Source organism: Kribbella jiaozuonensis, assembly GCF_005233875.1.
GTDB classification, from domain to species: Bacteria; Actinomycetota; Actinomycetes; order Propionibacteriales; family Kribbellaceae; genus Kribbella; species Kribbella jiaozuonensis.
Genome location: NZ_SZPZ01000002.1, coordinates 448,750 through 467,694 on the forward strand (window position 1 = coordinate 448,750; position 18,945 = coordinate 467,694).

Sequence of the window (18,945 nt, forward strand, 5' to 3'; positions counted from 1 at the left end):
TGGTCGTCAGTCTCACTTGGGAAGGGAAAGGCGCCCCGTGGGTTCGAACGGCACGCCCGGAGTGGAGGAGCGACCGGCAGGTTCTGCCGGCGCCACACGACCGGCGAAGCGTCGCCTGCTGGTCGGCAGTGCAGTGGTGCTCGGCACCCTCCTGCTGACCGGTTGCTCGACGGCGACCACTGAGCAGTGGAAACGACTCGGTCTCCCCGAGGGCGCATCCGACCGGACCGAAGCGGTCCGAAGCCTCTGGATCGGCGCGTGGATCGCCGCGCTGATCGTCGGCGTGATGGTCTGGGGCCTGATCCTCTGGGTCTCGGTCCGGTACCGCAAGCGCAACGACGACGCACCCCGGCAGGTGCGGTACAACCTGCCGCTCGAGGTGCTCTACACGCTGGCGCCCTTCGCGATCATCGGCGTGCTGTTCTTCTACACGGTGGAGCACGGCAACAAGATCACCGCGATGTCGGGCGACCCGCAGCACACCGTGAACGTGGTCGGCCAGCAGTGGCAGTGGACCTTCAACTACAAGGACACGGTCGAAGGGCAGCAGGGCGTCTGGGAGACCGGCACGATGGACCGGCCGGCCACCCTGTGGCTGCCGGTGAACGAGTCGGTCCACTTCGACCTGACCTCGCCGGACGTGATCCACTCGTTCTGGGTGCCGTCGTTCTACTTCAAGCTCGACGTGATCCCGGGCCGGACCAACAAGTTCGAGCTGACCCCGACCAAGATCGGCACGTTCGAGGGCAAGTGCGCGGAGCTCTGCGGGCTCTACCACAGCCGGATGGTCTTCAGCGTCAAGGTCGTCAGTCGCGACGACTACGACTCACACCTCCGTGAGCTGGCCGCCAGGGGCCAGACCGGCGCCGCCACCGGAGGCTCCGACGCCACCACCATTCCCGGCACAGGAGAGGGCGAGAAGTGACCGACTTCGCCGAGCGCACCGGCGCCATCGGTACCACCACCGCGATTCCGCGGCAGCGCACCAAGGGTCAGATCCTGGTCAAGTGGATCACCACGACCGACCACAAGCTGATCGGGCACATGTACCTGATCACGTCGTTCGCGTTCTTCCTGATCGGCGGCGTGATGGCGCTGATCATCCGCGCCGAGCTGGCCAAGCCGGGCCTGCAGATCGTGAACGAAGAGGTCTACAACCAGCTCTTCACCATGCACGGCACGATCATGCTGCTGCTGTTCGCGACCCCGCTGTTCGTCGGCTTCGCGAACGAGATCATGCCGATCCAGATCGGCGCACCTGACGTCGCGTTCCCACGACTGAACATGTTCAGCTACTGGCTGTTCCTGTTCGGCGGTCTGATCACGGTCAGCGGCTTCTTCACCCCGGGCGGCGCGGCCGACTTCGGCTGGTTCGCCTACGCCCCGCTGTCCAACGCGGTCCGCTCGCCGGGTATCGGCGGCGACCTGTGGATCATGGGCCTGTGGATGGCCGGTCTGGGCACCATCCTCGGTGCGGTCAACTTCGTGACGACGATCATCACGATGCGGGCGCCCGGCATGACGATGTTCCGGATGCCGATCTTCACCTGGAACATCCTGGTCACGTCGATCCTGGTCCTGATCGCGTTCCCGATCCTGGCCGGCGCGCTGCTCGTGCTCGAGGCGGACAGAGCCTTGGGAGCCCATGTGTTCGATGCCGCGAACGGGGGGCCACTGCTGTGGCAACACCTGTTCTGGTTCTTCGGACATCCAGAGGTGTACATCATCGCGCTGCCGTTCTTCGGCATCATCACCGAGATCCTGCCGGTCTTCAGCCGCAAGCCGGTCTTCGGCTACATCGGCCTGGTCAGCGCGACGCTGGGTATCGCGGTCCTCTCGGTGGCGGTCTGGGCGCACCACATGTTCGTCACCGGCGCGGTGAACCTGCCGTTCTTCTCGTTCATGACGTTCCTGATCGCCGTACCGACCGGCGTGAAGTTCTTCAACTGGATAGGCACAATCTGGGGCGGATCGGTGTCGTTCGACACCCCGATGCTGTGGGCCGTCGGCTTCCTGACGACCTTCCTCTTCGGCGGCCTGACCGGCATCATCCTGGCCTCGCCGGCCCTGGACTACCAGCTGTCCGACTCGTACTTCGTGGTCGCGCACTTCCACTACGTCGTCTTCGGCACCGTGGTGTTCGCGATGTTCGCCGGGTTCTACTACTGGTGGCCGAAGTTCACCGGCCGGATGCTGAACGAGCGACTCGGCAAGCTGCACTTCTGGCTGCTGTTCATCGGCTTCCACACGACGTTCCTGGTGCAGCACTGGCTGGGCGTCGAGGGCATGCCGCGCCGGTACGCCGACTACAAGGCGAGCGAGGGCTTCACCACGCTGAACGAGGTCTCCAGCGTCGGCGCCTTCATCCTGGGCATGTCGATGCTGCCGTTCTTCTACAACGTGTACAAGTCGCGGAAGTCGCCCAAGGTCGGCGTCGACGACCCGTGGGGCTGGGGCCGTTCGCTCGAGTGGGCGACCAGCTCGCCGCCGCCGCGGCACAACTTCGAGAAGCTGCCCCGGATCCGTTCGGAGTCCCCGGCGTTCGACCTGCACCACGCCGAGCTCGCACTGGCGGAGTACCCGGACAACCGGGCCGGCGCCGACAACCTGCTCGACGCGGGTGAGGACCAGGGCCGGGTCGAGCACCTCGAGGAGATCGTCGATAACGAGACCGAGGGGAAGGACAAGGCGTGAAGGTCGAAGCCTGGGTCTTCGGGATCCTGAGCGTTTTCGTCGTGGTCGTCACGCCGATCTACTGGCTGATGTCCAACGACCCCACCGGCACCACCGCGCTGGTGATGACGTTCTTCCTGTCGCTGCTGGTGGCGTTCTACCTGAGCGTCACCGCTCGCCGGATGGACGCCCGGCCGGAGGACCGCAAGGAAGCGGAGATCGCGGAAGGAGCCGGTGAGCTCGGCTTCTTCCCGCCGTACTCCTGGTGGCCGCTGTGGTGCGCGCTGACGCTGGCGGTCGTCGTACTCGGCATCGTCTTCGGCTGGTGGCTGTTCATCGCCGGAGTCGGGATCGGCATCGTCACGCTGAGCGGGTTCATCTTCGAGTACTACCGCGGTGACCACGCTCACTGAGTGTGCTGACGCTGCTCGCTAGTTGAGCATCGTACGAAAAACGCCGTCCGGGAACGAACCGGGCGGCGTCTTCGTGCGTCTTTAGGAATGCCACCGGTACGGACCGTTGTGGTCCGTACCAGTTGAGTGGCGGTGCGGTGCGAAGAAATGTCGCTGCGGCAGGTTACCCTTACCGCGGTTTGACTAAACAGGGGAGAGCTGGGGAATGGTGAGCGGTTCGGTGAGGAAGCACGGGCTTGCCGTGGCGGGGATCTGCGTGCTGCTGCTGGCCGGCACGGCCTGCAGTGACACGAAGGCCGACGGAGGTAACGGCAGCGGCGGTCAGTCGACCCCGTCAACGTCGCAGAGCAACTCGCCCGGTGCATCGACCACCCCGGGCGACTCGACCACGCCGTCGGAGTCGCCCGCGGCCAGCATCGCCGTCGTGCCTGCCAAGGGCGCGTCCTCGGTGCAGCCGGACAAGCCGGTGACCGTCACCACGACGGCCGGCAAGTTGTCCGAGGTCACGCTGAAGGACGACGACGGCGACAAGGTGGCCGGCAGCTTCAACACCGAGAAGACCCAGTGGACCTCCACGGATCACCTCAAGCCGGGCGCGTCGTACACCGTGAGCGGCTCCGCCGAGGGCAGTGACGGCGGCAGCGTGCCGATCAGCTCGACGTTCAAGACGCTGAAGGCGACCAAGAGCCTGAAGGCCTCGGTCGTCCCGCTGAACGGCGAGACCGTCGGCGTCGCGCTGCCGATCCAGATCTACTGGAACAACCCGGTCAAGGACCGCGCCGCGGTCGAGAAGCGGCTGAAGGTGACCACCTCGGTCCCGGTCACCGGCACCTGGCACTGGGTGAACAGCAAGCAGGTGAACTACCGGCCGATGAACTACTGGCCGGCCGGCACCAAGGTGGCGGTGAACATCGACACCCAGGGCGTCAACGCCGGTAACAACACCTGGGGCACCTCGAGCCGCAAGATCGCCTTCAGCATCGGCAAGTCGGTCGTCAGCAACGTCAGCGTCAAGAAGCACACGATGACCGTGACGATCAACGGCAAGCTGGCCCGCACCATCCCGATCACCGCCGGCAAGGACGGGTTCACCACCCGCAGCGGCGTCAAGGTGATCATGGAGAAGTTCACCACCAAGCGGATGGACGCGGCGACGATCGGCATCAAGCCGGGCGACCCGAACTACTACAACATCAGCGACGTGAAGTGGGCCCAGCGCGTCACCAGCTCCGGCGAGTTCATCCACGGCGCCCCGTGGTCGGCCGGCAGCCAGGGCAGCGCCAACGTCAGCCACGGCTGCGTCGGCATGAGCCTCGCCGACGCCCAGTGGTTCTTCAACCAAACCCTCCGCGGCGACCCCGTCACCGTCACCGGCACCACCCGCCACATGGAACCCGGCAACGGCTGGACCGACTGGAACACCACCTGGGCCGCGTACAAGAAGGGCTCCGCCCTCTCCTGAACAACTAGAGCGATCGAAGTCAGTGGTTGAGCTGGGCCGGACACCTCACGGAGTCCGGCCCAGCGTCACGCCTCGGCGCTGAACAGTGCCGGTTTGAGCTCTGTCAGCCTGCGAGCGGGTCTGCTGAGGCAAAGGCAGCTGCTTCCCGAAGGACGACCACGTCGGCCCTCCACCGAGACCGAGGCGCTCGGGCCAGGCCAGTACCCCCGCCGGACTCAGCGACGAGCTCAGCGGCGGGCCCTGAGGCGGGCCCTGAGGCGGGCCCTGCGGCGGATCTAGCGGCGGGCTCAGCGGCCGGTTTATCAGCGGGCTCGGCGGCTGCCTGTCCGGGCGGGTCAGTGATCGGCGGCTCCAGTCCGGCGGGGTGGTCGGCCGGGTGGAGATCAGGTCGCCATCCGCCCCGGTGATCGGTCGGGCGGAGGGCAGGTCGCCGTTCGCCGGGGTGGTCGGCTCGGCGGGGGGCAGGTTGGTGTCTGTTGGGGTGGTCAGCTTGCCGGGGGTCGGGCCGTCGGGTGGGTGGGGGATCGGCCCAGGTGGGGCGGATGACGTGCACGGTGTCGTCAGCGATGGTGACGGTCCAGTGGCCGTGGTGCAGGTCGACGTGGTGGCGGCGGCACAGGAGCACGAGGTTCGAGATCTTGGTCTCGCCGCCGTCGACCCAGGAGATCAGATGATGGGCGTCGCACATGATCGGTGGTGCGCCGCAGATTACGCAGCCTCTGTCGCGCGCGTTGAGAGCGCGGCGCATCGCGCGGGTGACGAGCCGCTCGGAGCGGCCGACGTCCAACGGTTCCGAGTGCGACCCGAGCACCAACGGGATGATCTTCGCGTCGCAGGCGAGGCGCCGGACGGTCGCGGCCGACAGCCCGTCGCCGTACACCAGTTGTCCGCTCGCGTCGGCGGTCGCCGCTTTCAGATCTTCGAAATCGATGGTTATCGTCACCTGCGGCTTGGCCGTCGACTGCTCTGCCTCGACCGCTCCGGCCGCGGCGCCGAGGGCAGCGGTCAGCGCGTCGGCCTGGCGCTTGTCGCGGGAGCGGGGATCGGGTTCGCCGTCGACGGTCTTGTGTGGGCGGGCGCCGGCGTGGATCAAGGCGCGGAGCAGTTCGGCGTTCTCATTGGCGAGGTACCCGCGGAACTTCACCCCGCGATCCGCGGGCGTCAAGGTCAGCGACTCGCGCCCGTACGCCTCGAGTTCCTCCGGCTCGGGGCCATCGGTGTCGAGGATGTCCCGCATCTGGTTGCCCGCCCGACGCAGCTCACCCGGTGACAGGTGTGCGGCCAGCTTCACCAGCTCCCGCTCGGCGGTGTCACGATCGTCGATCGGGACGTGAGCCGGCACCCGCTCCAGCGCCGAGACGATCGCGTCCGCCTGAGCAGGCCTCAGCAGCCATCCGTCAGCGTCAGGATTAGAGTGGGCGGCAGAGTCGGCGGCAGGTGCATCGGATAACGCGCCGGTCCGATCGAGGGCGGCGGACACAGCCGGGTACTTCGGCAGCGCCTGCGCGAGACGAACCGTACGGCGGGCCGTCGGCGGGTCCAGGCGATAGCGGAAGCGCAGGAGCTCCGCGGTGTCCCGAGCGCCGAGCTCGGCGGCGTACCCGGTGCTCTCGACTGTGGCGACAACACTCAACCTGTAGGACTCCAGACGGGCGATCTCGGCATCCACCGCGTCGAGAGTCGACAGCAGTTCGCCGCCGCTCATCGACCACGCCGGCCGCTCGCCCAGGAGTTCCATACGTCGACCCTAGGCGGCTCTGTCGACGATCCGCGAACCAGAATCCCCTTATTCTGTGGGCAATTCGTGGGCCCACGCAGTCAACAGTCCAGCAACCACCTCCTCCGCGTGGAGGGACGGCAGCGAGTGGTGGGTCGCGGTCTCGAGCTGTACGACGGTGGCCGCCGGGCTGACCGTGGTGACGCGACGGGTGAGCCGGGCCGGGTCCTGGCTCTTGCTGCGGCCTGCCACGAACACCAGTGGAGCGATCGTTCGCAGTTGGTCGTCCGTGGGGCGTTTGGTGCGGACGAACGGCGTAGAGGGCTCCTCGGCGGCCAGACCTGCCAGCTCGAGGACCTGAGGGTCGACGGGGAGGCCTTGGGTTTCCCAGCGGAGGAAGGAGATGCTGCGGGCTCGGGAGGGGCGTACGAGGCTCGGCAGCGCTCGGAGGATGTAGGGGAGACGCAGGCCGGTGTAGCAGTCGGTCGGGTCGAGGAGGGCCAGGCGGGTGACGCGGTCCGGGTGGGCGATGGCGTAGGTCAGGGCGATCCAGGCGCCGTACGAGTGACCGCAGAAGGCGGCGCGGTCGATGGTGAGGCCGTCCAGGACGTTCGACAGCCAGGTGTGGAGATCCGCGGGTGTCTTGGGGGTGCGGCCGGTGTTGGTGGTGCGGCCGGCGTCGACGATGAGGTCGGGGGCGTAGACGCGGTACTGGCGGGCTAGGTGGGGCGCGACGGTGAACCAGACGGGGGAGGTTGCGCTGTGGCCGGGGAGGAGTACGACGGGTGGGGCGTCCGTGGGGCCGCAGGCGTTGATGTGGGTGGTGCCGAACTCGTCGGTCAGTTCGAGTTGCTCTACCGGAACGTCCCAGCGGGTGAGGAGAGCGTCGTACGCGTCCTGGAAGGTCATGGTGTCGAGAATAGCTCACTCAGTGAGGTAAATTGAGGGCATGCGTGAAGGAGTGATGCCGGCTGACCCCGAGCGGGCGGCCGCACTGGAGTTGGTGCATCGGTTGCGGGACGTCGCGCTCAGGTGGGAGCTCGCGATCGGGGAGTTCGCCAGGACGACCGGGTTGCACGCCACCGACGTACGCGCGCTGGTGAGCCTCCTGGACGCCGAGCGGGCCGGGGAGGAGGCCACGCCCAGCTGGCTCGCTCAGCAGCTCGGAATGACCTCTCAGGCGACGACAGCGGTCATCCACCGCCTGGAGGCCGCCGGGCACGTCGAACGGCTCAGAAGCCGCACAGACGGCCGCAGCGCCCGCCTCCACGTCTCGGACAGCGCCGTCGACCTCGGCTGGCAGTTCTTCGGCCCGCTCCTCGACCGCATGATCGCCACCACGCAGACCCTCGACCCCGACCAGCAGAAGCTGGTGAAGGTCTACCTGACCGCGGTGTCAGACGCGCTGGGGTAAACGAAGAAGGGCCCCGGCGAGTGCCAGGGCCCTTCTTCGTTCGGTACGACGTCAGCTGCGGTCGCTGGTGACCTCGCGGTAGGTCTCCGTGTCTTCCGTCAACTCGTGGATCTCGTCGGCGTCGTGCGCGTGCTCGTGCGCCTCTTCGAGCTCCTGTGCGGTCGGCTTCTGCACCGCGTCGGCGAAGTAGAACCGGGACAGCGCTGCGCGGACCTTGTGCAGCGCCCGCCGCGGTGCGCGGACACCGTTCTCGTCGGTCTCCGGACCGATCTCGTACGGCACGACCCGGTCCCGCGCGGTGAGCGAGTACGCCTCGTACGTCGAGATCGGCTGGTGCTTCTCGGTGTACTTGCCCTCGGGCGAGCGCACGATCACACCGGTCTCGAGGCCGTGGGTCAGGCGGGCGTGGTCGGCCCGCTGGAGCGAGATCGCCCAGCGGCGCGCCACCCAGAAGGCCAGGATCGGCCCCAGGATCACCGCGAACCGCAGGAACCAGGTCACGTTGTTCAGCGAGACACCGAAGTGGGTCGCGATCAGGTCGTTACCGCCACCGATCCACAGCAGGGCATAGAAGGTGATGAATGCGACGCCGACACCGGTCCGGGTCGGGACGTCCCGCGGCCGGTCCAGCAGGTGGTGCTCGCGCTTGTCACCGGTGATCCAGCCTTCGATGAACGGGTACAGCGCGACCAGCGTGACGAACGCGGGTGGAATGATCAGCGCCGGGATGAGCAGGTTCCAACCCAGCGTGATACCCCAGAAATGCGACTCGAAGCCGGGGAATATTCGCACCGCGCCTTCCAGCCAGCCCATGTACCAGTCGGGCTGCGAGCCTGCCGTCACCTCGGCCGGGTTGTACGGCCCGTAGAGCCAGACCGGGTTGATCTGCATCACTGCGCCCATCAGCGCGGTGATGCCGAAGACCACGAAGAAGAAGCCGCCGGCCTTGGCCGTGTACACCGGGAACAGCGGGTAGCCGACCACGTTCTTCTGCGTCCGGCCGGGGCCGGCGTACTGCGTGTGCTTGTGGTACACGACCAGGAACAGGTGGGCCGTGACGAGGCCCAGGATGATTCCCGGTATCAGCAGCACGTGGACGATGAAGAATCTCGAGACGAAGTCGTCGCCCGGGAACTCACCGCCGAAGATGAAGAAGTTCATGTACGTGCCGACCACGGGTGACGCCTGGATCATGCCGTTGGTGATCCGCAGACCGGTGCCGGACAGCAGGTCGTCGGGCAGGCCGTAGCCGATGAAGCCCTCGACGATGCCGAGGAACAGCATGCCGAAGCCGATCAGCCAGTTCAGCTCACGCGGCTTGCGGAACGCGCCGGTGAAGAACATCCGGAGCAGGTGCACCATCATCGCGGCGATGAACAGCACGGCCGCCCAGTGGTGGATCTGCCGGACCAGCAGACCGCCGCGGACGTCGAAGGTGATGTCCAGCGTCGAGGCGTAGGCCTCCGACATGTGCAGACCCTTGAGCAGGCTGTACGAGCCGTTGTACTGGACCTCGGCCATCGACGGCTTGAACCAGAAGGTCAGGAACGTGCCGGTCAGGATCAGGATGATGAAGCTGTAGAGCGCGATCTCGCCCAGCATGAACGACCAGTGGTCGGGGAAGACCTTGCGCAGGTTCTTCTTCCCGATCTTCGCGATGCCGAGGCGATCGTCGACCCACTTGACCGGGCCGGGGAACTCTGTGTTTGTCGACACTGTTGTCACCCTCGTTCGAAGAAGCTCGGGCCGACCGGCTCTTGGAAGCCGCTCTGCGCAACCAGATAACCCTCGCTGTCCACTGCCAACGGTAGCTGAGGCAGCGGCCGGGCCGCAGGACCGAAGACGACCTTGGCGCTGTCGGACAGGTCGAAGGTCGACTGGTGACACGGGCAGAGCACGTGGTGCGTGGTCTGCTCGTACAGCGAGATCGGGCAGCCGACGTGGGTGCAGATCTTCGAGTAGCAGAGGATGCCGTCGACGCCCCAGTTCTCCCGGCCGGGCTTGGTGCGGATCTCGCTCGGCTTGATCCGGACCACGATCACCGCGGCCTTGGCCTTGGCGTTCTGGTACTCGGTCGCGTTCTCCTCCTGCAGCGGGGCCAGGTTGGCCGGCGCCGCGTTGACCAGCTGGCCGACGATCAGGTCGGACGGCTTGATCGGGCGGTCGGTGACGTCGTTGACGACCCGGATGCCCTTCGCCCAGATGGTGTTGTAGAGCGCCCGGCCCGGCAGCGGGCCGAGGTCGCGGAGGAACACGATGGCCGGCAGTCCGAGCACGCCCAGCGCACCGATCAGCGAGTTGCGGATCATCTTGCGCCGGCCGAAGCCCGACTCGGCCGTGCCCTGCTTGAACGCCTCGGTGATCTCGGCGATCTGCTCGGGCGAGGAGTGCGCCGCGTGCCGGTCCTCGGAGATCTCCTCGTCGACCATCAGCTTCTTGGCCCACTGGATCGCGCCGGCGCCGATCAGGAACAGCGCCAGGCCGATGCACAGGCCCATGACCATGTTGTTCGCGTTGCCGGACAGCGGCCCGAAGACGAGCTCGGAGTCCCGCGGAATCGCGAAGTACGCCACGCAGGCCCCGAGCACCAGCACGGTGGCCAGGCCGAACATCGCCGAGACCTGCCGCTCGACGCGGTCGGCGGCCTTCGGGTCGATGTCGGTGATCCGCGGCTCGTGCGGCTCCAGGCCCGGGTCCGGAATCGGCTCCGCCACCTCGAGAGCGGTGCCGTGTTCCTCCTCCGGCTTCACCGGCAGATTGTCGTTACTCATTTGGCCTTCGCTCCCTTGGCCTTGACGCCCTTGGCGCCGATCCAGACCGCTACGCACACCAGCAGACCGATGCCGACGAACCAGCCCCACAGACCTTCGGAGACCGGGCCGAGCCGGCCGAGGCCGAAGCCGCCCGGGTCCTTCTGCGCCTGCAGTGCCTTCAGGTACGCGATGATGTCGCGCTTGTCCTCGGGCTGCATCACCTGGTCGGAGAAGACCGGCATCTGCTGCGGGCCGGTCAGCATGGCCTCGTAGATGTGCTTCTCACTGACGCCCATCAGCGACGGCGCGTACTTGCCGTTCGGCAGTGCGCCGCCGCGACCGGCGAAGTTGTGGCACGCCGTGCAGTTGGTACGGAACAGCTCGCCGCCACGGGTGATCTGCTCGTCGGTGGCCTTGCTCACGTCGTACGAGTCCTGCGCCGGGACCGCGGGGCCGGGGGCCAGCGAAGCGATGTACGCCGCCAGCGCCTCGATCTCCTCCTGCGTGTACGCCGGGCTCTTGCGCGGGATCTGCGCACCCGGCTGCATCGCCGGCATCCGGCCGGTACCGACCTGGAAGTCGACCGCGGCGGCGCCGACGCCGATCAGCGACGGGCCGGCCATCTTGCCCGCGCCGTTCCCGCCGCCCTCGGCGTTCAGGCCGTGGCAGCTGGAGCAGCCGACCGCGAAGAGCTTCTTGCCCTCCTCGATCTGCTGGGACTGGGCCGAGTTGTCCGCCACCGCGTTGTCAGGGGCGAAGGCGGCGTACGCCGAACCCACTGCCAGGAGGCCGAACAGGAGCACGACGAGGCCGGCGGACCGGTGCCGTCGTCGCGCGGAGAGAAAGCGCGCCGGTGACAAGGAAGGTCTCTTCTCACTCATTTGAGCAGGTAGATGGTCGCGAACAGGGCGATCCAGACCACGTCGACGAAGTGCCAGTAGTACGACACGACGATCGCCGAGACGGCCTGTTCGTGGGTGAACTTTCGAGCCATGTACGTCCTGGCCAGGACGAACACGAAGGCGATGAGGCCGCCGGTCACGTGCAGCGCGTGGAAACCGGTGGCCAGGTAGAACACCGAGCCGTAGGCGGTGGACGAGATCGTCAGACCCTCGTGCACCAGGCCGGTGTACTCGGTCACCTGGCCGGCGACGAAGACCGCGCCCATCAGGTACGTGAGGATGAACCACTCACGCATGCCCCAGTTCCGCGGGTTCGCCAGCGAGCCGACCCGGCCCACCTTGCCGTGCTCGGCGGCGAACACGCCGGCCTGGCAGGTGAACGACGAGGCGACCAGGATGAACGTGTTCACCGAGGCGAACGGGACGTCCAGGAGGTGCGTCGACACCTGCCACAGCGTCTCCGTACCCGGAGCGGCGGCGGCGGTCGTCACCGACCGGATCGTGAAGTACGCCGCGAACAGGGCGGCGAAGAACATCAGTTCGCTCGAGAGCCAGACGATCGTGCCGACACTGACCATGCTGGGACGGTCGTGGTGTCCGTGTTCACGAGACGCTGGGAGCGCGGTTGCAGTGGCCACGCGGTCATTATGTCGGTCCTCGCGTTCAGCGCTACGACCACCCCCGTGCATGTCGTGAACCGGGTGTTCCTACTGTTGAAGCGTGCTTCCCCTCCACGCCACGCCCGGCGACCAGATCGAGCCGTTGACACCGGTCCGGTTGCTGACGGCATGGACCTTCGAGCCGGTGTTACTCGGCGTGATCATCGTCCTCGGCGGGTTCTATCTGTACGGCGTCCACAAGCTGCGCAAACGCGGTGACAAATGGTCCCGGGCGCGCACGTTCTCGTTCGTCGGGCTCGGGCTGGGAAGTGCCGTGATCGCCACCCAGTCGGCGCTCGGCACCTACGACACGGTCCTGATCAGCGTGCACATGGTTCAGCACATGATCCTGTCGATGCTGACGCCGCTGATGATGGCGCTCGGCGCACCGATCACGCTGGCGCTCCGGACGCTGCCGCCGCGGCCCCGGAAGTGGTTGCTCTCCGTGTTGCACTCACGGATCGCCAAGGTGCTCTGCTTCCCGTTGATCGGCTTCACGCTGTTCGTCCTCAGCCCGTGGGCGCTCTACTTCAGCGGCTGGTACGACGCGACGCTGCACTCCGCCGTACTGCACGACCTGTTGCACCTGCACTTCATCCTGGTGGGGTCGCTGTTCTTCTGGCCGCTGCTCGGGCTCGACCCGGTGCCCGGCCGGGTGATCTACCCGTTCCGGTTGATGCTGACGTTCCTGACGCTGCCGTTCCACGCGTTTCTCGGCATCACGATCATGTCGGCCAGCAAGCTGATCGCCGAGGACTGGTACACCAGCTTCGGCCGGTCCTGGCCGCCGTCGCCGCTGCGGGACCAGTACATCGCCGGCGGTCTGTTGTGGGGTTCGGGTGACCTCGTCGGCGTGGTGTTCTTCGCCGTACTGTTCGTCCAGTGGGTGCGGGAGTCGCAGCGTGAGGCACGCCGTGAGGACCGGCGCCTGGACCGGTTGGAGGAACAGGCTCGCCGGGCCGAACAGTCGCCCCGGTAGCATTCCGGGTGTCCAGTCTTCTTTGAACAAGCTTGGGATGGATCGATGAGTTCAGAGCGTCCGCTGAAGGTGCTGCTCTACAGCGACGACCGTACGACGCGGGAGTCCGTCCGGCTGGCCCTCGGCAAGCGTCCGGCGGCTGATCTGCCCGAGCTCGAGTACGTCGAGTGCGCGACCGAGCCGGCGGTGATCAAGACCATGGACAAGGGCGGGATCGACCTCGCCATCCTCGACGGCGAAGCGGTGCCGGCCGGCGGAATGGGGATCGCCCGGCAGCTGAAGGACGAGATCTTCCAGTGCCCGCCGATCCTGGTCCTCACCGGCCGTCCGCAGGACGCGTGGCTGGCGACGTGGTCGCGGGCCGAGGGCGCGGTCTCGCACCCGATCGACCCGGTCCGGATGGCCGAGGTCACCGCGGATCTGCTGCGCCAGCGCCTGGCCAAGCTGCCCGCCACGACTGCCTGAGTCATGGCCGCCTACACCTGGCCACAGGTGCTCGGGCCGCTGTTGCGGCATGAGGACCTGGAGGCCTCCGCCACTGCATGGGCGATGGAGCAGATCCTGTCGGGCGCGGCGACGCCGGCGCAGCTGGCCGGGTTCGTGATCGCGCTGCGGTCCAAGGGCGAGACGGTCACCGAGGTCGAGGGCCTGGTCGCGACCATGCGCGACTTCGCCACCCGGATCAGCGTCTCCGGCCGGACGCTCGACGTCGTCGGCACCGGCGGTGATCAAGCCCACACGGTGAACATCAGCACGATGTCGGCGATCGTCGCGGCCGGCGCCGGGGCGAAGGTCGTCAAGCACGGCAACCGCGCGGCCTCGTCCGCGTGCGGTGCTGCCGACGTACTCGAGGAGCTGGGGATCCCGCTCGACCTCACCGGGCCGCAGGTGGCCGAGGTGGGGGAGCAGGTCGGGATCACGTTCTGCTTCGCGGCGGCGTTCCACCCGGCCCTGCGCAACGCGGCGGTGCCGCGGCGGGAGCTCGGCGTACCGACGACGTTCAATCTGCTGGGCCCGCTGGCGAATCCGGGCGATCCGTCGGCGCAGGCGGTCGGGGTCGCGGACGGGCGGGTGGCCGGGCTGATGGCCGGCGTACTCGCGCGGCGCGGGATCGACGCGCTCGTGTTCCACGGCGACGACGGGCTGGACGAGCTGACCACGCGGACGACGTCGCAGGTGTGGGTCGTCGGTGGCGGGAAGGTCGAGGGGCCGGTCACGCTGGATCCGCGTGAGCTGGGGATCGAGCCGGTGTCGGCGGATGCGTTGCGGGGCGCGGACGCGACGTACAACGCGAAGGTCGTGCGCGGGCTGGTCGACGGTGAGCCGGGGGCCGTGCGGGACGTCGTACTGCTGAACGCCGGGGCCGCGCTGGCGGCGTACACGCCGGAAGAGGGTTCGGTGACGGCGCGGATCCGGGCCGGGATGGACCGGGCCGCCGAGGCGATCGACTCCGGGGCCGCGAAGGACGTGCTGGACCGGTGGATCGCTGCCTGCGCTTCGGTGCGCTGAGTTTTTGGAAGGGCCGGCGGGGGTGACCCGCCGGCCCTTTCGTTATTTGTTGATCGCGATCTGGCTGACCTTGTAGCGCCAGACGTTCTGCCAGGCGGGGGTCGAGCCGGCGATGTCGGCGATCGCCACGTCCGCCGTACCGTCGCCGCGGTCGATCACGGCGATCATCACGGTCGAGTAGGTCTCGGTCAGCTTCGGCACCTTGACGACGACCTTGGCGACGATCTCGTGGCCCGGGTGGCCGTTGACCGTGATCGCCTTGTGGGTCGTGCCCTTCATCACCTGGGCGTTCTTGTCGTACAGGGCGACGATCGCGCGGGAGCCGATCTGTACGGCGGCCTCCTTCAGGCCGGCCGCGGTGTTCTTGTACGGAATGTCCGGCGGGAGCTGGCCGAAGGCGGTGTAGTTGCCCCAGGACGCGCCCTTGCCGTCGTAGTTCTTGTGCACGGTCAGCCAGATCGCGGCGCCGCCCCACAGGCCGGTGGTCTCGCCGTAGTTGCCCCAGGCCGAGCTCATGATCGGCATCGTGTCGTTGTTCGAGGCAACCATCACGGTGCCGAGCACCTTGCCGTACGGCGTCGGCGTCTCGGACGGCTTCACCGACGGGCTGACGGTGTCGATCGGCGTACCACCTGAGGGCAGGGCGACCGGGCTGACGGCGTCCGCCTTCGACCAGATCCAACCCACGCTCAGGCCGGTGGTGGCAAGAGCGGCGACGACCAGCACGATCGCACCGATCATCCGGGCCCGCCCACTGATCCCGGGCAGGCCGCCGATCCTGACGTCGCCGTTGCCGCCGGGCAGCCGCCCGCCGTCGCCGCTCCCGCCGGGCAGCCGCCCGCCGGTGCCGATCACGCCGTACGTATTACTCGCGCCGACGGGGTGCGTGCCGGCGGCGGCGTGCGAGCCGGCGGCGTGTGCTCCGGCGCCTTGCCCGGTCGCACGCGAGATCGTCTGCCCGAGCGACGGTTGTCCGGTGGCGCCGGGCTGCTGCGGCGGCCCGGCGTGCTGTCCGTGCTGAGGCCCAGTTGCCTGCATCTGCCACCCGGCCTGCCGAGGCCCACGCGACGGCGCACCTTGCGGCGGCCCCCACATCTGCCCACCCTGCGGCTGCCCAGGCTGCGGCTGGCCGAGGGGTGGCTGCTGCGGACCGGCTTGTCCCGGCGGGCGCTGGCCCGGTTGCGGTTGCCCGGGTTGCGGCTGCTGCGGACCGGCTTGTGCCGGTGGGCGCTGGCCCGGTTGCGGTTGCCCGGCTTGTGGTTGAGCGAGGGATGGCTGCTGGGGGCCGGCTTGTGCTGGTGGGCGCTGGCCTGGTTGCGGTTGCCCGGCATGGGCCGGACCAGCGTGTCCTGGACCCGGCTGACCCGACCACGGCGGTTGCCCGCCCGGGCCTGGCTGACCTGGCTGACCTGGCTGACCTGTGGGCTGGGGGTCGCGGGGTGGGGCGGCGTGTTGTGGGCGGGTGTGCTGTGGGTTGGGTTGCTGGGGAGCTGGCTGTTGGGGCGGTTGGACGCCCCACATCTGGCCGCCCGGCTGCGGTTGGCCGGGTAGTTGCCAGCCTGGGTTTGCGGGGGCCGCGTGTTGCGGGCGGGCCGGCGGCGGGGGTGGTGGAGCGGGGGCGGGGGACTGGCCGAAGAGGGCATCCCCGGAGTCGGACGGGCTCTCCGGGGTGTTCTGCGCAGGCTGGACCCACGGGTTGGCGGAGTCGCCGGATGTGGGTACTGCGGGCGGCCCGCCGTCGCCGGTTTGGGACGGGGTCTGGTCTTCGTTCTCAGCCAACGTTGATTCCCTTGTAGGCCTGGCTCTCGGCCGCCTTCAGATCTGGGCGGTTGTTGGGGATGCCGCTGATGTAGGCGACCGCCGTTCCGTCACCGAGGTCGAAAACGGCCACCGTCAGCGTAAGCACTCGATCGGTCACTGCCGCCGACTTCGCGGTCACGGTTTGCTGGTAGAACCAGCCCGACTTGTTCGTCCGCTTCACCGCGCCGTTCGCGACCGTCCGGTACGTCGCCGGGATCGACCCGTACATGCTCGTCCGCAGCTGCCCCGACAGGGTCGCCGCGGTCGCCTTCGGGTCGCCGTTGAAGCCCGACCCGGTCCCGAGGCCGCCGACGAAGATGTCCGCGGTCCAGTCGTCGGCGCCGCTGACGTTCTCCTGCAGGACGATGTGCTGGCCGCTGGAGTTGAGGAGCTGCTGGACCAGGCGCTTGCGGTCCGACCACGGCGGGTTCCGGCGCGGGAACGAGATCGCGTCCGACGAGATCCGTCCGATGCCCTCGTGCAGCTTCGGGTTCTTGGACTGGCCCGGCTTGGTGCTGCTCTGGTTCGTCGGCGTGCCGGTCGACTGTGTCGGCGTACCGGTCGGGTTCGGGTCGGCCTTCTTGTCGTCGCCTCCGCCGGTGATCAGCACCACCGCGAGAACGATCAGCAGCACCAGCGCGACCCCGCCGCCGAGAATCAACGGCAGCTTGGCACCGGACCGGCCGCCACCACCGCCGGAGCCCTTCGACTTCTTGCTCCCGACGCCGGTGCTCAGGTCGGTCTGCCCGCCCCAGGCCTCGTTCTCGTCCTCACCCCAGGCGCGCTGGGTCTGCTGCTCGCCCCAAGCCTGCTGTACTCCGCCTTGCGGGCCTCCGCCTTGCTGGCCGGCGTTCTGCTGAACACCCCACGGCTGCTCGCCCTGCCCGTTGCCCCACGGCTGCCCGCCGTTCTGCTGCACGGGTGCGGAGTGCTGCTGGCCTTCGCCCCAGCTCGGGTCGTTGCCCCAGCCGTTGCTCGCCTGCTGGTCGCCGTTCTGCTGTACGGGCCAGCTCTGCCCACCCCACTGCTGATCGCCGACCTGACCGTTCTGCGTCTCGGCGGTCGCCTGCGGACCCCAAGGCCCGGACTCCTGTACTGCGTGCTGGTCGCCTACAGCCCAGCCGTTGTCCGCCGGCGGCGCGTCATTCCCCGCCGAACCCCAACCCTGCTCAGCACCCCAGCCCTGCCCCTGCTCAGCCTGACCGGCTCCCCAGCCTTCACCCTGCTCAGCCTGACCGGCTCCGGTTTCCCAGCCCTGAGCCTGCTCGGCCTGACCGGCTCCGGTTCCCCAGCCCTGGGCCTGCTCGGCCTGGCCGGCTCCCCAGGGCTGGTTCTGTTCCGGCTCCTGTTCTGCGGGCTGCTGCTGTGTCGGCTGGTCGCCCCAGAGCTGGACCGGCACGGGCTGTTCCTGCGTCGCGTCGTCCGCGTCCGGCATGGTCCACAGCGGCGCAGCGGGATGGTCCGGTGTCTGCAGGTCCTCTTCGTCGCTGGCCTCGACACCCCACGACGGCTGATCGCTCGTCTGCTGGTCGTCCTGATCGCCCGCCTGGCTGCCCCAGTCCGGCTGCAACTGCGCTGCGACCTCGGCTGCGTCCGCCGCCTGAACCTCGGGGTCCTCGCTCACGTCAGCAGCCGGCATGCCCGGCTGGACGTCCTCCTTCGGCGTCGGCGCGAACCTCGGCTGCTCGGTGAAGCTGACGTCCGACCAGCCATCAGTCGGCTCAACAACCGCCTCGCTGGTCTCGCTCGGCGAGGGCGCGAGCTTCAACGTCCAGCTGCCGGCCGGTGCATCGGCCTGCGCAGCTGGTACGTCGGTCGGTACGTCGGCGGCCGCCGTACCCTCATCCGCCGCGAGCTCCTCCTCGGTCACCTCGCGCTGGGTCCAATGCTCCGGGGGAGCGGGCGCGATCTCCGGCGCACCCCACGTCGCCTGGGCCCGCTCAGCCGCGCTCGGCCCGGGATCCTGGGCAGGCTCGTCCGGAGTCACCGCGCGTAGACGCGGTCCACCGTTCGCCTGCGTGGCGTCGTTGGTCGGTTCGAGGTCCCAGAGCTGCGGGGTAGGCGTCGGCTGCCACCAGCCGCCGGGATCCGCCTGCCCGTCCGGAGACTCCTGCTGTGGCTGCTGCGCAGGCTCCTGCACAGACCGCAGACCAGGCCCACCCGTCTCAGCCCCAACAGACTCCCGCCGAACCGGCTCCTGCCGACCCGACTCCCGCCGATCCGGCTCCCGCTGGAGCGGGTCCTGTCGAACCAGGCCACGCTGGACTGGCTCCTGTCGAGCCGACTCCCGCTGGACCGGCTCCTGCCGAGCCGACTCGCGCCGAGCAGGCTCCCGCTGGACCGGCTCCTGCCGAACCGGCTCCTGTCGAAGCGGCTCACGCTGGACCGGCTCAGGCTGAGCCGACTCCCGCCGAGCCGACTCCCGCTGGACCGGCTCCTGACGAGCTGGCTCCTGGCGGAGCGGGTCCGAGTGGTCGGCAGTTTCCTCCTGCTCGATCTCGGTTTGGTTGGTCCACTTCTCCCCGTTCCAGAAGCGGATGGTGTTCGGCTGGCCGGTGGGGTCGGGGTACCAGCCGGCGGGCGGATTGCTCATCCGCGTCCTCGCTCGGCGGTCGGCGCGAACGGACGACGCGCAAACGCACGAAGTACGCCGTTGTCGGCACG

Annotated in this window: 17 protein-coding genes; 9 read left to right on the forward strand and 8 right to left on the reverse strand. The window is 68.4% G+C overall.

Translation table 11 applies throughout. From position 1 onward, the window contains the following. Positions 1–37 precede the first annotated feature (37 nt). From ctaC to FDA38_RS13715, 4 genes are all read left to right on the forward strand, one after another. The gene (gene ctaC, locus FDA38_RS13700; RefSeq protein WP_137254416.1) at positions 38–925 is read left to right on the forward strand and encodes an aa3-type cytochrome oxidase subunit II; all 888 of its coding nucleotides are present in this window, start codon (positions 38–40) and stop codon (positions 923–925) included. Beyond that, positions 922–2,694 (forward strand): aa3-type cytochrome oxidase subunit I, encoded by a 1,773-nt coding sequence (gene ctaD / locus FDA38_RS13705; RefSeq protein ID WP_137254417.1) that lies wholly within the window; start codon positions 922–924, stop codon positions 2,692–2,694. Before ctaC ends, ctaD begins: the two co-directional genes overlap by 4 nt. Next, complete coding sequence (locus FDA38_RS13710; protein ID WP_130446774.1) at positions 2,691–3,086, forward strand: cytochrome c oxidase subunit 4; 396 nt, start codon at positions 2,691–2,693, stop codon at positions 3,084–3,086. Before ctaD ends, FDA38_RS13710 begins: the two co-directional genes overlap by 4 nt. Positions 3,087–3,306: 220 nt before the next feature. Continuing rightward, positions 3,307–4,548, forward strand: coding sequence for a L,D-transpeptidase (locus tag FDA38_RS13715; protein ID WP_233714700.1), 1,242 nt, complete (start codon positions 3,307–3,309; stop codon positions 4,546–4,548). 103 nt (positions 4,549–4,651) lie between these two features. On the opposite strand, the gene FDA38_RS43410 is transcribed toward FDA38_RS13715, so the two are convergent. Continuing rightward, positions 4,652–6,286, reverse strand: a complete 1,635-nt coding sequence (locus FDA38_RS43410; RefSeq protein WP_137254419.1) for an HNH endonuclease — start codon at positions 6,284–6,286, stop codon at positions 4,652–4,654. A gap of 48 nt (positions 6,287–6,334) precedes the next feature. Then, the gene (locus tag FDA38_RS13725; protein ID WP_137254420.1) at positions 6,335–7,174 is read right to left on the reverse strand and encodes an alpha/beta fold hydrolase; all 840 of its coding nucleotides are present in this window, start codon (positions 7,172–7,174) and stop codon (positions 6,335–6,337) included. Between the two features lie 40 nt (positions 7,175–7,214). On the opposite strand from FDA38_RS13725, the gene FDA38_RS13730 reads away from it, so the two are divergent. Then, the gene (locus FDA38_RS13730; RefSeq protein ID WP_202877677.1) at positions 7,215–7,679 is read left to right on the forward strand and encodes a MarR family winged helix-turn-helix transcriptional regulator; all 465 of its coding nucleotides are present in this window, start codon (positions 7,215–7,217) and stop codon (positions 7,677–7,679) included. Positions 7,680–7,730: 51 nt separating this feature from the next. Here the strand turns inward: FDA38_RS13730 and qcrB are convergent, their stop codons facing one another. Genes qcrB through ctaE form a run of 4 tightly spaced genes read right to left on the reverse strand, consistent with a single transcriptional unit; the run spans position 7,731 to position 12,023 of the window. Then, positions 7,731–9,404, reverse strand: a complete 1,674-nt coding sequence (gene qcrB, locus FDA38_RS13735; protein ID WP_137254421.1) for a cytochrome bc1 complex cytochrome b subunit — start codon at positions 9,402–9,404, stop codon at positions 7,731–7,733. Continuing rightward, positions 9,401–10,450, reverse strand: a complete 1,050-nt coding sequence (gene qcrA / locus FDA38_RS13740) for a cytochrome bc1 complex Rieske iron-sulfur subunit (protein WP_137254422.1) — start codon at positions 10,448–10,450, stop codon at positions 9,401–9,403. The genes qcrB and qcrA overlap by 4 nt, the downstream gene beginning before the upstream one ends. After that, positions 10,447–11,313 (reverse strand): cytochrome bc1 complex diheme cytochrome c subunit, encoded by an 867-nt coding sequence (gene qcrC / locus FDA38_RS13745; RefSeq protein ID WP_137254423.1) that lies wholly within the window; start codon positions 11,311–11,313, stop codon positions 10,447–10,449. The genes qcrA and qcrC overlap by 4 nt, the downstream gene beginning before the upstream one ends. Next, positions 11,310–12,023 carry an aa3-type cytochrome oxidase subunit III gene (gene ctaE, locus FDA38_RS13750; RefSeq protein WP_202877678.1) on the reverse strand — a complete coding sequence of 238 codons (714 nt, stop codon included), beginning with the start codon at positions 12,021–12,023 and terminating at the stop codon, positions 11,310–11,312. Before ctaE ends, qcrC begins: the two co-directional genes overlap by 4 nt. Before the next feature lie 31 nt (positions 12,024–12,054). Here ctaE and FDA38_RS13755 point away from each other — a divergent pair, with 31 nt between their 5' ends. Genes FDA38_RS13755 through trpD form a run of 3 tightly spaced genes read left to right on the forward strand, consistent with a single transcriptional unit; the run spans position 12,055 to position 14,481 of the window. Further along, complete coding sequence (locus FDA38_RS13755) at positions 12,055–12,972, forward strand: cytochrome c oxidase assembly protein (protein WP_137254425.1); 918 nt, start codon at positions 12,055–12,057, stop codon at positions 12,970–12,972. Positions 12,973–13,017: 45 nt separating this feature from the next. After that, complete coding sequence (locus FDA38_RS13760; RefSeq protein ID WP_137254426.1) at positions 13,018–13,437, forward strand: Rv3143 family two-component system response regulator; 420 nt, start codon at positions 13,018–13,020, stop codon at positions 13,435–13,437. Positions 13,438–13,440: 3 nt separating this feature from the next. Continuing rightward, a complete protein-coding gene (gene trpD, locus FDA38_RS13765; RefSeq protein WP_137254427.1) occupies positions 13,441–14,481 on the forward strand; it encodes an anthranilate phosphoribosyltransferase in 1,041 nt (346 codons plus the stop codon). 42 nt (positions 14,482–14,523) lie between these two features. Here trpD and FDA38_RS13770 read toward each other — a convergent pair whose 3' ends face one another. Continuing rightward, positions 14,524–15,519 (reverse strand): hypothetical protein, encoded by a 996-nt coding sequence (locus FDA38_RS13770; protein WP_233714702.1) that lies wholly within the window; start codon positions 15,517–15,519, stop codon positions 14,524–14,526. 39 nt (positions 15,520–15,558) lie between these two features. Between FDA38_RS13770 and FDA38_RS13775 the strand changes: the two genes are divergently transcribed. Beyond that, complete coding sequence (locus tag FDA38_RS13775) at positions 15,559–16,032, forward strand: hypothetical protein (RefSeq protein ID WP_137254428.1); 474 nt, start codon at positions 15,559–15,561, stop codon at positions 16,030–16,032. Positions 16,033–16,252: 220 nt separating this feature from the next. Here FDA38_RS13775 and FDA38_RS43415 read toward each other — a convergent pair whose 3' ends face one another. Then, the gene (locus FDA38_RS43415; RefSeq protein ID WP_137254429.1) at positions 16,253–18,874 is read right to left on the reverse strand and encodes a DUF2510 domain-containing protein; all 2,622 of its coding nucleotides are present in this window, start codon (positions 18,872–18,874) and stop codon (positions 16,253–16,255) included. Between the last annotated feature and the right edge of the window lie 71 nt (positions 18,875–18,945).